The organism is Arthrobacter sp. P1_B4 (genome assembly GCF_056406555.1).
This window is the reverse complement of record NZ_JBFTZW010000010.1, coordinates 76858-91362: the sequence shown is the minus strand read 5'-3', so window position 1 is coordinate 91362 and position 14505 is coordinate 76858. Positions and strand designations below refer to the sequence as shown.

Below are 14505 nucleotides of genomic sequence, written 5' to 3'. Positions count from 1 at the left end.
GCGGCGGCCCGCACGGCGGCGGCCCGCACGGCGGAAGCCCGCACGGTGGCGGCCCGCACGGCGGAAGCCCGCACGGCGACGGACCTGACAGCGGCTGGGACCGCCCGCAGCTTCCGAACGCCGGCGAACTCCTCGAGGGGCTGAACCCCCAGCAGGAAGAAGCGGTCAAGCACGCCGGCAGCGCCCTGCTGATTGTCGCCGGCGCCGGGTCGGGCAAGACCCGCGTGCTCAGCAACCGGATCGCCTACCTGATCGCCACGAGGCGGGCGCACCACGGCGAGATCCTGGCCATCACCTTCACCAACAAGGCCGCGGCCGAAATGCGGGAACGGATCGAGGCGCTGGTCGGCGGCCGGGCCAAGACCATGTGGATCTCCACCTTCCACTCCTCCTGCGTCCGGATCCTGCGCCGCGAGGCCAAGAACGTCGGGCTCAACTCCAACTTCTCGATCTACGACTCCGCCGACTCGCTGCGCCTGATCACCCTGGTGGCCAAGAATCTGGATCTTGACCCCAAGCGCTTCGCGCCCAAGGCCATCCAGCACAAGATTTCCGCGCTCAAGAACGAGCTGATCGACGCCGACAGCTATTCCTCGAGCGCCAACTACAACGATCCCTTCGAGCAGGCCGTGGCCGAGGTCTTCAAGGGCTACACCCAGCGCCTGCGCCAGGCCAACGCCATGGACTTCGATGACCTGATCGCCGAGACCGTCTACATGTTCCGGGCCTTCCCGGCGCTCGCCGATTCCTACCGGCGCCGCTTCCGGCACGTCCTCGTGGACGAGTACCAGGACACCAACCACGCCCAGTACGCCCTGGTGCGCGAGATCGTCGGCGAGGGTCCTGACGCCGCCGAGCTCACCGTCGTCGGCGATTCAGACCAGTCCATCTACGCCTTCCGCGGCGCGGACATCCGCAACATCGTGGAGTTCGAGAAGGACTACCCGGACGCCCGCACCATCAAGCTCGAGCAGAACTACCGCTCCACCCAGACCATCCTCAGCGCCGCCAACTCGGTGATCTCCCGCAACCCCAACCGGCCGGAGAAACGGCTCTGGACGGCCGAGGGCGACGGCGAGAAGATCGTCGGCTACGTCGGCGAGAACGAACACGACGAGGCCCAGTTCATCGCCAAGGAAATCGACCGGCTCCAGGACGAGGGCAACCTGCGCCCCGGCGACGTCGCCATTTTCTACCGCACCAACGCCCAGTCCCGCTCGATCGAGGACGTCCTGGTCCGCGTGGGCCTGCCCTACAAGGTGGTCGGCGGCACCCGCTTCTACGAGCGCAAGGAGATCAAGGACGCCCTCGCCTACCTGCGCGTCCTGGTCAACCCGGACGACGACGTCAACCTCCGCCGCATCCTCAACGAACCCAAGCGCGGGATCGGGGACCGTGCCGAGGGTGCCGTCGCCGCCCTGGCAGAGCGTGAGCGCACCTCCTTCATGGCCGCCGCGCGGCGCGCCGATGAAGCCCCGGGCATGGCGACGCGTTCGGTCAACGCCGTGCTGGGCTTCGTGAAACTCCTCGACGACCTCGCCGAGGTCGCTTCCGGCTCCGGCGCCGCCGCGGCTCTCGAAGCCGTGCTCGAACAAACCGGCTACCTGGCCGGGCTGCGTTCCAGCACCGACCCGCAGGACGAGTCCAGGGTGGAGAACCTCGCCGAACTGGTCGCCGTCGTCCGGGAATACGAACGGGACAATCCCGAAGGCTCGCTCGGAGCCTTCCTGGAGCAGGTCTCCCTCGTGGCTGACGCCGACCAGATCCCGGACGCCCCCGGCGGTGACGCCGAAAACCTGGCGGCCGCCGTCGCCGAAGCCAAGCGGCTCGGCGTCGTGACCCTGATGACGCTGCACACCGCGAAGGGCCTGGAATTCCCGGTGGTGTTCCTGACCGGCATGGAGCACGGGCTGTTCCCGCACCAGCGCTCCGCCACCGATCCCAAGGAACTGGCCGAGGAACGCCGGCTGGCCTACGTGGGGCTGACCCGGGCCCGCAAGCGTCTCTACCTGACCAGGTCCGAGGTCCGCAGCATGTGGGGCCAGAGCCAGTACAACCCCGCGAGCCAGTTCATCGAGGAGATCCCGGCCGAGCTCGTCGAGTGGAAGCGCGAAGGCGCCAGCCGCCAGAGCGGAGGCTGGGGGAGCGGTGCCGGGATCGGGTCCAGCCGCTACGGCGGATCGTTCTGGGGTGCCGGGACCGCCCGCGGCGCCGCGGCCAGCCCGGCCGCCGGCTTCAACGCCGATGTTCCCGCCGCGGTGGCCAAGAACAGGGTCCAGCCGCAGAAGGAAGTCGTCGCCGTCAGCGTGGGGGACAAGGTCAACCACACCAGCTTCGGCAACGGCACCGTCCTGGCGGTGGAGGGCGCCGGGGACAAGACGGTCGCCAAGGTCAAGTTCGACGTCGGCGAGAAGCGGCTGCTGCTGCGCTACGCGCCGCTGACCAAGCTGGACGCCTGACTGACCGCGTAACTGGACGTTTGTTGAAGACCCGGCGGGAGTCCGGAGACCGGTCCGCCGGCACCCCGTGCAGCCGCTGGCACGGGCGTTCGCCGTACATTACGGACGCGGGTCCGGCACGGCCGCGCCGGCCTTCGGAGCGCCGTCAGACACCCCAAAAACCCCGTAATCTAGCGGTTTTTCTACGCTCCATAGAATAGTGTCCTTACTCACATAACCGGTACTCTGGAACGGGCTGGTCCGATCGAAGGACTAGAGTTCCCAAAGGAGCATTGCGCCGTGTGGCTCGTTTCCAAGCTTGTCGCAGGGTGCGTTTATTCCGCAGCCCGGTAACCGCGAGTACGTGGGGTCCGGCTGTACAGAAACTACTTCGACGTAGAAGGACACTAAACCGTGGACCTGTTTGAATATCAGGCGCGCGATATGTTCGAGGCGCACGGTGTACCCGTGCTTGCTGGCATCGTGGCGCACACCCCTGAAGAAGCAAAGGCAGCTGCCGAGAAAATCGGCGGCGTAACTGTCGTAAAGGCGCAGGTCAAGGCCGGAGGCCGCGGCAAGGCCGGCGGCGTCAAGGTCGCGAAGACCGCTGACGAAGCGTTTGAACACTCCACCAACATCCTCGGGATGGACATCAAGGGCCACACCGTGCACCGGGTGATGATCGCCCAGGGTGCAGACATCGCCGAGGAATACTACTTCTCCGTCCTTCTGGACCGGGCCAACCGCAACTACCTGGCCATGTGCTCGGTAGAAGGCGGCATGGAAATCGAGCAGCTCGCCGTTGAGCGCCCCGAGGCCCTGGCCAAGATCTCGATCGACCCGGCCGTGGGCATCGACCAGGCCAAGGCCGACGAAATCGTCGCCGCGGCAGGCTTCGCCGAGGAACTGCGTGGCAAGGTCGCCAGCGTAATCCTGAAGCTCTGGGACGTTTTCAAGAAGGAAGACGCCACTCTTGTGGAGGTCAACCCGCTGGTCCTGACCGGCGCCGGCGACATCGTTGCCCTCGACGGCAAGGTCTCCCTCGACGAGAACGCCGACTTCCGCCACCCCAAGCACGCCCACCTTGAAGACAAGGACGCTGCTGACCCGCTCGAGGCCAAGGCCAAGGCGCAGGACCTCAACTACGTCAAGCTGGACGGCGAAGTCGGCATCATCGGTAACGGTGCCGGCCTGGTCATGTCCACCCTCGACGTCGTTGCTTACGCCGGCGAGAACCACGGCAACGTCAAGCCCGCGAACTTCCTGGACATCGGCGGTGGAGCTTCCGCCGAGGTCATGGCAGCAGGCCTCGACGTCATCCTGGGCGACCCGCAGGTCAAGTCCGTCTTCGTCAACGTCTTCGGCGGCATCACCGCCTGTGACGCCGTCGCCAAGGGCATCGTCGGTGCACTGGCCGAGCTGGGCCACTCCGCGAACAAGCCGCTGGTAGTCCGCCTTGACGGCAACAACGTTGAGGAAGGCCGCCGCATCCTGGCCGAGGCCAACCACCCGCTGGTTACCCTGGCCGCCACCATGGACGAGGGCGCCGACAAGGCTGCCGAGCTCGCCAACGCAGCGAAGTAGAGGGACTCGACTATGTCTATTTATCTGAACAAGGACTCCAAGGTCATCGTCCAGGGCATCACCGGCGGCGAAGGCACCAAGCACACCGCCCTGATGCTCAAAGCCGGCACCAACGTTGTGGGCGGCGTCAACGCCCGCAAGGCCGGCACCACGGTCCTGCACGGCGACAACGAGATCACCGTCTTCGGCACCGTCAAGGAAGCCATGGCAGAGACCGGCGCTGACGTTTCCATCGTCTTCGTGCCGCCGGCCTTCACCAAGGACGCCGTCGTTGAAGCCATCGAGGCCGGCATCGGCCTCGTCGTCGTCATCACCGAAGGCGTGCCCGTCCAGGACTCCGCCGAGTTCTGGGCACTGGCCCAGTCCAAGGTGGACGCCAACGGCAAGCAGGTCACCCGCATCATCGGACCGAACTGCCCCGGCATCATCACCCCGGGCGAGGCCCTCGTCGGCATCACCCCGGCCAACATCACGGGCAAGGGCCCCATCGGCCTTGTCTCCAAGTCGGGCACCCTGACTTACCAGATGATGTACGAGCTGCGCGACCTCGGCTTCTCCACCGCCATCGGCATCGGCGGCGACCCGGTCATCGGCACCACCCACATCGATGCCCTCGAAGCCTTCGAGGCTGACCCGGAGACCAAGGCGATCGTCATGATCGGCGAAATCGGTGGCGACGCCGAAGAGCGTGCCGCCGACTACATCAAGGCCCACGTCACGAAGCCGGTTGTTGGCTACGTGGCCGGCTTCACCGCTCCGGAAGGCAAGACCATGGGCCACGCAGGCGCCATCGTCTCGGGTTCCGCGGGCACCGCCCAGGCCAAGAAGGAAGCCCTCGAGGCTGCCGGCGTCAAGGTCGGCAAGACGCCGTCCGAGACCGCCAAGCTCCTGCGCGAGGTCTTCGCGACCCTCTAGGTCCGAAGCGCCGAAGTACCAGCACTACAGCAACGCGGGGTCACTCACGGCCCATTCCACTCGGTGGGATGGGCGCGGAGTGACCCCGCGTTGTTTCTTTAAGTACGACGGCGGCAGGYCACCTGCCCCGGGAGGTGACCTGCCGCCGTCGTACTCTTTAAGTCCCTGAGGTCCTAGACCTTGGCCCCGCTGAGGACTTCCTCGAGCTGTTCGTAGGCTTCTGTCATGCCGCCCTCCATTCCGGACTGCGCCATGCCGTCGCGGGCCTCCATGCTGGGGTAGACCGCGTGGCCGCTGAGCCGCGAACGGCCGCCACCCAGGTCCTCGAAGGTCAGGGACTCAATACTCACCACGTCCGGGTAGCCATCGAATTCGAAGGTCTGGATGGCGAAATCATTCTCGCGGACAGTGTGGAAGACACCGGTGAAGCCATAGGCGCTGCCGTCCGGCGCGGTGTGGGTGTAGCGGTAGCTGCCGCCGGTCCTAAAGTCGTAGTGGTCAACAGCCATAGTCAGCCGCCGTGGGCCAAGCCACTGGGCGACGAGCTCGGGATCCTTGTGCGCCCGGAACACCTCGGACACCGGAAAGTCGAATTCACGCTCGAAATCGATGAACGGCAGACCCTCGGGGACGGTCAATTTCAGTGCGTTGCTCATGATGCATCCTTTGCCTGTGTGCCGCTCTGGGCGGCGCGGATTTCAAGCACGGCGTCAAGGCTGCGGAACTGCCCCTCGCGGACCAGCCGGTACTGGTCGATCCAGGCAGTGAGTGCTTCCAGCCGTGCAGGGTTCAGGTGCACGGGCCGGCGCTGGGCGTCACGGGTGCGCGTGACAAGTTGCGCCTGCTCGAGGACCTGGATGTGTTTCGAGACCGCCTGCTTGGTGATCGCGAAGGGCTCCGCCAGTTCATTGACGGTGGCCGGGCCCCGGCTGAGCCGGGCAATGATGCGGCGGCGGACCGGATCGGCGAGGGCCAGGAAGGCCGCGTCGAGCTCGGCGTCGTCACTCGCTTCCACTCGGTGCTCCACCTCCTCGTCCCGTGGTCAACTGATCAGTAATCAACTTGCTCATTGATCAATCTCTAGGTTGTTAACGCTACGCCGGAGGCATTGTCCGCGCAATACCCAACGCGGGGTCACTGAGGGCCCGTCCTGAGGGGCTGGGACGGGCGCTAAGTGACCCCAAGTTGCTGTGTGCTGTCACGGAATCCTTGCGTAGCTCCGAATTACTTTGTTAGTATGTCAGGACAAACTAGTGAAGGAGATGCGAGTGCCTCTCGTACGAATTGACGTCAACCAGGGCCGCGGCGCGGAGCAGCTCCGCGGACTCAGCCAGGGCATCCACAGCGCGATCGTGGCCGAATTTGGCATTCCGGAGCGGGACTACTTCCACGTGCTGACCGAGCATCCCGTGGGGCAAATTGTTGCCCAGGATGCCGGGCTCGGCTTCGAGCGGACGCCGGACGTGGTGATGATCCAGATCTTCACCCAGGCCGGGCGCAGCCAGTCCGCCAAGCAGTCCCTGTTTGCCGCCATTGCGGACAGGCTGGCCGCCGCGGGGGTCGCCGGCGAGGACGTTTTCATCGGATACGTCGAGAACACCGCGGGGGACTGGTCGTTCGGTTTCGGGCAGGCCCAGTACGTCACCGGCGAACTCGGCATTCCCGCCAGGTAGCCACCGGGGTAATACCGGCGCCTGCTCCGCCGCCGCGGCGCCGCGCGGGGCGTCACTTGAAGTCCCCGTGTCATGTTGTAAATATGTCAGTACAAACCTTTGACAGTACATGGATTCTAAGGCAAAGTAGTGGTTGTGGCCCGGCTCACGCCAGGCCCCAAAGCACCGAATAAGCACCGCAGAAACGCCGAAGCTCAGGCTGCGCAAAGGTATCGAGTCCACACCAGAAAGGTCCACGATCACCGTGACCCACGAACTGCTCACGATCGGGCGCATCAGTGTTGATATCTACCCGAACGACATCGGGGTGGATCTGGAGGATGTCACGTCCTTCGGAAAGTACCTTGGCGGATCCCCATCCAACGTGGCTGTCGCCGCCGCCCGCCATGGCCGCCGCACCGCCGTCATCACCCGCACCGGCGACGACGCCTTCGGCAAGTACCTGCACCGCGAACTGCGCAAATTCAACGTGGACGACTCCTTCGTCACGGCGGTCAAGGAATGGCCCACCGCCGTCACGTTCTGCGCCATCAAGCCGCCGGAGGACTTCCCGCTCTACTTCTATGGACGCTTCCCCGCGGCACCGGACCTGCAGATCAAGGCCGAGGAACTGGACCTGGACGCCATCAGGGACGCCGGGATCTTCTGGTCCACCGTCACCGGACTCTGCCAGGAGCCCAGCCGCACTGCCCAGCTCACGGCCCACGAGGCACGGCCCCGCACCGGGCTCAAGGAAGGCCAGTTCACCATCCTGGACCTCGACTACCGGCCGATGTTCTGGGCTTCCGAGGAGGAAGCCCGGGAACAGGTCGCCAGGATCCTGCCGCACGTCACCGTTGCGATCGGCAACGACAAGGAATGCGCCGTCGCTGTCGGGGAAGGCACCCCGGACGAACAGGCGGACCGGCTGCTCGCGGCCGGCGTCGAAATCGCCGTCGTGAAGCTGGGCCCTGAAGGGGTCATGGCCAAGACCCGCACCGAGCGTGTGGTCTCTGCCCCGGTGCCTGTGGAAACTGTCAACGGCCTCGGCGCCGGCGACTCCTTTGGCGGGGCCTTCTGTCACGGCCTGCTCTCCGGCTGGCCCCTGGCACAGGTCCTCGACTTCGCCAACGCCGCCGGCGCCCTCGTCGCCTCCCGCCTGTCCTGCGCCGACGCGATGCCGACGCCGGACGAAGTCACCGGCCTGCTCGCCGACCGCGGCCGCCTGCTGCCGGGTACCTACGCCACCGAAGGAGCAGCACTGTGAGTGCAAACCCAGCCGTCGCCACCCGTGCGGTGAACGACGATCCCCGCCGCTACGAGCACCTGAGCATTATCCGGCTCGAAGACCCGGAAGCGATTGCCCGCGCCGCCAAGGCCCGGCGCCGCCACCCCGGTGTCAGGGCCCACCGGCAGAACTTCATTGTCGCCGCCGACCACCCTGCCCGCGGCGCGCTCGCCGTCGGAAACGATCCGGTGGCCATGGCCGACCGCCGCCAGCTCCTGGACCGCCTGCAGATCGCCCTGGCCAACCCGGACGTGGACGGTGTCCTCGCCTCGCCGGACATCATGGACGATCTGCTCCTGCTCGGCGCGCTCGAGGGCAAGCTGCTCTTCGGCTCGATGAACCGTGGCGGACTCTCCGGCCTGGTGAACGAATTCGATGACCGCTTTACCGGCCACACCGCGGCCGCGCTCGAGGCCCTGGGCGCCGACGGCGGCAAGATGCTGACCCGCATCTGCCTCGGCGACCCGGACACTGTCGCCACCCTCGAAGCGACCGCGAGGGCCATCGACTCCCTCGCCGAACGCAGGCTGATCGCCATGGTGGAACCGTTCCTCTCCGTCCGCGAAAACGGGAAGGTCCGCAACGACCTCTCCACCAATGCCGTCATCAAGTCAGTCGCCATCGCCGAAGGCCTCGGCGCGAGCAGCGCCTACACCTGGATGAAGCTCCCCGTGGTGGCCGAGATGGAACGCGTCATGGCGTCCACCACGATGCCCACCGTGCTCCTCGGCGGAGACCCGGACGCTGGCCAGGACGAGGTGTTCGCCAGCTGGCAGACTGCCCTCGCCTTGCCCGGCGTTCAGGGCCTCACCGTCGGCCGGACCCTGCTCTACCCGCAGGACGGCGACGTCGCCGGCGCCGTGGCAACCGCGGCCTCGCTGCTGCACCACACCGAATCCACCCGCACCAAAGAAGTATCGGAGTAGCTTCCCATGGGAATGAGCACGGCATCAGGAACACGCAGAATGACGGTCGCGCAGGCCGTCGTTGAATACCTGTCCAAGCAGTACACCGTCGATTCGGCCGGCGGCCAGGACTTCCGGGAACGCCTGATTCCGGGCACGTTCGGCATCTTCGGCCACGGCAACGTCGCCGGCGTCGGCCAGGCCCTCAAGCAGTACCAGCAGCTCGATCCGACGATCATGCCGTACTACCAGGGCCGCAACGAACAGGCCCAGTCCCACCAGGCGGTCGGCTTCGCCCGCCACACCCGCCGCCGCCAGACCTTCGCGATCAGCACCTCGATCGGTCCGGGCTCCTCGAACCTGCTCACCGGCGCGGCGCTGGCCACCACCAACCGGCTGCCGGTCCTGCTGCTGCCGAGTGACACGTTCGCGACCCGCGCCGCCGACCCCGTGCTGCAACAGCTCGAACAGCCCTACGCCTACGACATCACCGTCAATGACGCGTTCCGGCCCCTGTCGAAGTTCTTTGACCGCGTCTCCCGGCCCGAGCAGCTGTTTTCCGCGTTCCACCACGGACTCCGTGTCCTCACCGACCCGGCCGAGACCGGTGCCGTCACCATCTCGCTGCCCCAGGACGTCCAGGCCGAGGCCTTTGACGTGCCCGAGGAATTCCTCGCCGAACGCGAATGGCGGATCCGCCGCCCGGACGCCGACGACGAGGACATCCGCCGCGCCGCCGAGGCGATCCGCGCCGCCAAGCGCCCGCTGATCATCGCCGGCGGCGGTGTGCTCTACGCCTACGCCAACGAGGAACTCGCGAAGTTCGCCGAGCTGACCGGCATCCCGGTCGGCAACACCCAGGCCGGCGTCGGCGTGCTGCCCTGGGACCACAAGTTCTCCCTCGGGGCCATCGGCTCCACCGGCACGACGGCGGCCAACGCCATCGCCGCCGAGGCCGACCTCATCATCGGGATCGGTACCCGTTACGAGGACTTCACCACCGCCTCCCGGACCGCGTTCCAGAACCCGGACGTGAAATTCCTCAACATCAACGTCGCCGCCCTCGACGCCTACAAGCACGGCACCTCACTGCCGATCGTGGCCGACGCCCGAAAGGCCCTGGTCAAACTGAACCAGGCCCTCGGCGGCTACCGCATCGGCGCGGACCTCGAGCAGCGGATCGCGGCCGAGAAGAAACGCTGGGACGCCACCGTGGACGAGGCATTCGACACGCGGTTCACGCCGCTGCCGGCGCAGAACGAGATCATTGGCGCCACGAACCGCGCCATGGACGCCCAGGACGTCGTCATCTGCGCCGCCGGCTCACTCCCCGGTGACCTGCACAAGATGTGGCGCGTCCGGGACCCGTTCGGCTACCACGTCGAATACGCCTACTCCTGCATGGGCTACGAGATCCCGGGCGGCCTCGGGGTCAAGCGCGCCGCCCTGGCCGAAGCCGCCAAGGGCGGCACGCAGCGCGACGTCGTCGTCATGGTGGGGGACGGCTCCTATCTGATGATGCACACCGAACTCGTCACCGCCGTCGCCGAGCGGATCAAGCTGATCGTGGTCCTGATCCAGAACCACGGCTACGCCTCCATCGGTTCGCTTTCCGAATCGCTCGGCTCCCAGCGCTTCGGCACCCAGTACCGGGCGCTGGATGAGGAACACCACAGCTTCGACGACGGCGACCGGCTCCCAGTGGACCTGGCCCTGAACGCCGAAAGCCTCGGCGTGAAGGTGATCCGGATCGAACCGGGGGAGAAGGTCATCGCCGAGCTCGAGCAGGCCGTCCGGGACGCCAAGGCCGCCCCAGAACGTGGCGGCCCGATCGTCATCCACGTTGAATCCGACCCGCTGCTGGATGCCCCCAGCTCCGAGTCGTGGTGGGACGTTCCGGTCTCCCAGGTCTCCGAGCTCGACTCGACGAAACAGGCTTTCCAGACCTACACCGACCACAAGAGCCGCCAGCGCAAGCTGCTCGGCTGACCCCGGCTCCCTGAGCCATCCCAGATTCCAACTCCCAAGGACATTCCCATGACTACCGTCACCGCCACCAAAACCATCCACCACTTCATCAACGGCGCCGAAACCGCCGGTGAGGGTACCCGCACCCAGCCCGTCTACAACCCGGCCACCGGCGCCGTCTCCGCAGAGCTGCGGCTGGCCAACCGGACCGACCTGGACACCACCGTCGCCGCCGCCCGCGCTGCCGCCGATTCCTGGGGCGACATCTCCCTGGCCAAGCGCACCGCGGTGCTGTTCAAGTTCCGCGAACTCGTCGCCTCCCACGTGGACGAGCTCGCCGAACTGATCACCGCCGAACACGGCAAGGTCCTCTCCGACGCCAAGGGCGAGATCGGCCGCGGACTCGAGGTCATCGAGTTCGCCTGCGGCATCCCGCAACTGCTCAAGGGCGACTACTCGGACCAGGTCTCCACCGGCATCGACGTTTTCTCCTTCCGCGAGCCGCTCGGCGTCGTCGCCGGCATCACCCCGTTCAACTTCCCGGTCATGGTCCCGCTGTGGATGGCCCCGATGGCGATTGCCACGGGCAACGCCTTCATCCTCAAGCCCTCCGAGCGCGACCCCTCCGCCTCCATGCTGCTCGCCAAGCTGTGGAAGCAGGCCGGGCTGCCCGACGGCGTCTTCCAGGTCCTGCACGGCGACAAGGAAACGGTCGACGGCCTCCTGACCCACCCGGACGTGGACGGCATCTCCTTCGTCGGTTCCACCCCGATCGCCCGGTACGTCCACGAGACCGCCACCGCCCACGGCAAGCGCGTCCAGGCCCTGGGCGGCGCGAAGAACCACGCGATCATCCTGCCCGACGCCGACCTCGACAACGCTGCCGACCACCTGGCCGCCGCCGCGTTCGGCTCCGCCGGGGAACGCTGCATGGCCATCTCAGTCGCCGTCGCCGTCGGCGACGCCGCCGACCTGCTGGTCAAGAAGGTCGAAGAGCGCGCCCTGGCCGTCAAGGTCAACAACGGCACCGTGCCCGAGGCCGAAATGGGCCCGGTCATCACGCCGGCGTCCAAGGAACGCATCGTGAAGATCGTCACCGAAGCCGAAACAGCCGGCGCCGCGATGGTGGTGGACGGCCGCGACCTCGTGGTCCCCGGCCACGAAGACGGGTTCTGGGTCGGCCCCACCGTCCTGGACCACGTCACGGCCGGGATGACCGCCTACACGGAGGAAATCTTCGGCCCCGTCCTGGTCGTGGTCCGCGTCGAGGACCTCGACGCCGGCATCGCCCTGATCAACTCCAACCCCTACGGCAACGGCACCGCCATCTTCACCTCATCCGGCGCCGCGGCCCGGAAGTTCCAGCGCTCCGTCACCGTGGGCATGATCGGCATCAACGTGCCGCTGCCCGTGCCGGTGGCGTACCACTCCTTCGGCGGCTGGAAGGCTTCGCTGTTCGGCGACAAGCACATCTACGGCCCCGAAGGCGTCGCCTTCTACACCCGCGGCAAGGTGGTCACCTCGCGCTGGCCCGAACCCACGCACGCCTCCGGCGCCTCCTACAACTTCCCGTCCAACTAGTCCCCACCGCCCCCCTCGCCTCGCAAGTCCCCACCGGCTCCCAGCCTTCGCAAGCTCAGGCAGGGGCCCTCGCCGGTGGGGCCCCACGGCCAGGGAACCCTGGCGGCGTGGGCCCATCCACCGCCACCCAACAACCGCGATCGATCGCTCCGCAACCGCCGTTTTGAGCGTCCAAAACGGCACCTGCGGAGCAACCGATGAGAAGGAATGGAAATGACAGAGAACAAGCTGATCATCGGCACCGCGCCGGACTCCTGGGGCGTCTGGTTCCCGGATGACCCCCAGCAGACTCCGTGGGAACGCTTCCTCGACGAGGTCGCCGAATCCGGCTACAAGTGGATCGAGCTCGGCCCCTACGGCTACCTCCCCACCGATCCGGCCCGTCTCGCCGAAGAGCTCAAGCAGCGCGACCTGAAGATCTCGGCCGGCACCGTGTTCACCGCATTCCACCGCGGGGCCCACCAGTACGACGAAGCCTGGGAGCCGGCCCGCAAGGTCGCCGAACTCACGGCAGCCATGGGAGGCGAACACATCGTGGTCATTCCCGCGATGTGGCGCGACGACGTCACCGGCGAGGCCGTCGAGAGCGGCACGCTGACCGGGAAGGCGTGGAGCGACCTGTTCTCCGGCCACAACCGCATGGGCAAGACCCTCTTGGAGGATTTCGGCCTGAAGCAGCAGTTCCACTCGCACGCCGACTCCCACGTCGGCGCGCAGGCGGACATCGAAACCCTGCTCGCGGCCACGGACCCGAAGTACCTCAACCTCTGCCTGGATACCGGCCACGCCGAATACTGCGGGGCCTCCAGCCTCGACCTGATCAAGAACTATCCGGACCGGATCGGCTACCTGCACCTCAAGCAGATCAACCCGGACATCCTCAAAAAGGTCAACGAGGAAAACATGACGTGGGCCGCCGCCAACCTGGCCGGCGTGATGACCGAGCCGCCGAACGGGCTGCCGGACCTGCGCGCCGTCATCGAAGCCGTGGAGGCGCTCCACCGGCCGATCTTTGGCATTGTGGAACAGGACATGTATCCCGTGGCCTTCGACGTCCCGATGCCGATCGCCAAGCGCACCCGGAACTACCTGCTTTCCTGCGGCTCCCGCACCGCCGTCAACTAGAACTGAGGACAAGATCATGACTAAGACCCTCCGCGTAGCTGTCATCGGCGCCGGCCGTATGGGCGCAGACCACATCCAGCGGCTCAACACCCGCATCCACGGCGCCGAAGTTGCCGCCGTCGTCGACGTCGACCTCGCCCGTGCCCAGGCCGCCATCGAAGGCATCCCCGGTGCCGTCGCCCTCGCCGACGCCGAGGAGGCCCTCAACAACGGCGACGTCAACGCCGTACTGATCGCCACCCCCGGTTTCCTGCACGAGGACATCCTGCTCAAGGCGATCGCCAAGGACATCCCGATCCTCTGCGAGAAGCCGCTCACCCCGGATGCCGAATCCTCCTGGAAGATTGTCGAAGCCGAGCAGGAGCTGGGCCACAAGCGCATCCAGGTCGGCTTCATGCGCCGCTTCGACGCCGAATACGCCGCCCTCGGCAAAATCATCCGCGACTCCGAACTCGGTGAGCTGCTCATGCTGCACCACCAGCACCGGAACCCCACCACCCCGGCGGGCTTCACCAACGAGATGCTGATCAACGACTCCGTGGTCCACGAATTCGACGCCATACGCTACTTCACCGGCGAGGAAATCACCTCGGTCCAGGTCCGCCTCGGCAAGGCCACACGGAACGCCCCGGCCGGTCAGCACGACCCGCAGCACGTGCTGATCGAGACCGAGTCCGGTGTCCTGGCCGACGTCGAGATCTACGTCAATGCCAAGTTCGGCTACGAGGTGGCCACCCAGGCCTCCTTCGAAGACGGCATCGTCAGCATCGGCGGTGACAAAGGCCCGTACACCCGCAGCAACGGCCATTGGGGCGGCAACGTCACCCCCGGCTTCGAGGAACGCTTCGGTGCGGCATACGACGTCGAAATCCAGTCCTGGGTGGACGCGGCCCTCCGCGATGAGATCGGCGGCCCGACCGCCTGGGACGGCTACGCCACGGCCGCCTGCTGCGAGGCCGGCGTCGAGGCGCAGAAGAACGGCGAAAAGGTCGCCGTGAAGCTCAACGCCAAGCCCGCCCTGTACCGCTAAAACCCCGCCGGCCGGCGCC

The 14505-nt window shown here is 66.7% G+C and carries 12 protein-coding genes; 10 read left to right on the top strand and 2 right to left on the bottom strand.

Translation table 11 applies throughout. The features are described from left to right. From pcrA to sucD, 3 genes are all read left to right on the top strand, one after another. Window positions 1-2459, top strand: a 2459-nt coding sequence (gene pcrA, locus AC1D1W_RS07015; RefSeq protein ID WP_476943311.1) for a DNA helicase PcrA, incomplete at its 5' end; no start/stop codon positions are given. Between the two features lie 393 nt (window positions 2460-2852). Then, window positions 2853-4022, top strand: coding sequence for an ADP-forming succinate--CoA ligase subunit beta (gene sucC / locus AC1D1W_RS07010; protein ID WP_018776032.1), 1170 nt, complete (start codon window positions 2853-2855; stop codon window positions 4020-4022). A gap of 12 nt (window positions 4023-4034) precedes the next feature. After that, window positions 4035-4937 (top strand): succinate--CoA ligase subunit alpha, encoded by a 903-nt coding sequence (gene sucD / locus AC1D1W_RS07005; protein ID WP_090582639.1) that lies wholly within the window; start codon window positions 4035-4037, stop codon window positions 4935-4937. 173 nt (window positions 4938-5110) lie between these two features. Here the strand turns inward: sucD and AC1D1W_RS07000 are convergent, their stop codons facing one another. Beyond that, the gene (locus AC1D1W_RS07000; protein WP_223914266.1) at window positions 5111-5593 is read right to left on the bottom strand and encodes an SRPBCC family protein; all 483 of its coding nucleotides are present in this window, start codon (window positions 5591-5593) and stop codon (window positions 5111-5113) included. Further along, a complete protein-coding gene (locus AC1D1W_RS06995; RefSeq protein ID WP_476943310.1) occupies window positions 5590-5952 on the bottom strand; it encodes an ArsR/SmtB family transcription factor in 363 nt (120 codons plus the stop codon). Before AC1D1W_RS06995 ends, AC1D1W_RS07000 begins: the two co-directional genes overlap by 4 nt. A 253-nt stretch (window positions 5953-6205) precedes the next feature. Here AC1D1W_RS06995 and AC1D1W_RS06990 point away from each other — a divergent pair, with 253 nt between their 5' ends. The 7 genes from AC1D1W_RS06990 (at window position 6206) to AC1D1W_RS06960 (ending at window position 14486) form a co-directional block, all read left to right on the top strand. Next, window positions 6206-6610: a tautomerase family protein gene (locus AC1D1W_RS06990; RefSeq protein WP_476943309.1), complete on the top strand. Its 405-nt coding sequence runs from the start codon at window positions 6206-6208 to the stop codon at window positions 6608-6610. Between the two features lie 244 nt (window positions 6611-6854). After that, the gene (gene iolC / locus AC1D1W_RS06985; protein WP_476943308.1) at window positions 6855-7856 is read left to right on the top strand and encodes a 5-dehydro-2-deoxygluconokinase; all 1002 of its coding nucleotides are present in this window, start codon (window positions 6855-6857) and stop codon (window positions 7854-7856) included. Then, entirely contained in the window at window positions 7853-8803 is a 951-nt protein-coding gene (locus tag AC1D1W_RS06980; RefSeq protein ID WP_028275600.1) for a Cgl0159 family (beta/alpha)8-fold protein, read from the top strand. Before iolC ends, AC1D1W_RS06980 begins: the two co-directional genes overlap by 4 nt. Before the next feature lie 39 nt (window positions 8804-8842). Continuing rightward, window positions 8843-10771 (top strand): 3D-(3,5/4)-trihydroxycyclohexane-1,2-dione acylhydrolase (decyclizing), encoded by a 1929-nt coding sequence (gene iolD, locus AC1D1W_RS06975; protein ID WP_476943307.1) that lies wholly within the window; start codon window positions 8843-8845, stop codon window positions 10769-10771. A gap of 48 nt (window positions 10772-10819) precedes the next feature. Further along, window positions 10820-12331, top strand: coding sequence for a CoA-acylating methylmalonate-semialdehyde dehydrogenase (locus tag AC1D1W_RS06970; protein ID WP_476943306.1), 1512 nt, complete (start codon window positions 10820-10822; stop codon window positions 12329-12331). A gap of 213 nt (window positions 12332-12544) precedes the next feature. Next, complete coding sequence (locus AC1D1W_RS06965) at window positions 12545-13456, top strand: sugar phosphate isomerase/epimerase family protein (protein WP_476943305.1); 912 nt, start codon at window positions 12545-12547, stop codon at window positions 13454-13456. Between the two features lie 16 nt (window positions 13457-13472). After that, complete coding sequence (locus AC1D1W_RS06960; RefSeq protein ID WP_476943304.1) at window positions 13473-14486, top strand: Gfo/Idh/MocA family protein; 1014 nt, start codon at window positions 13473-13475, stop codon at window positions 14484-14486. Window positions 14487-14505: the final 19 nt, after the last annotated feature.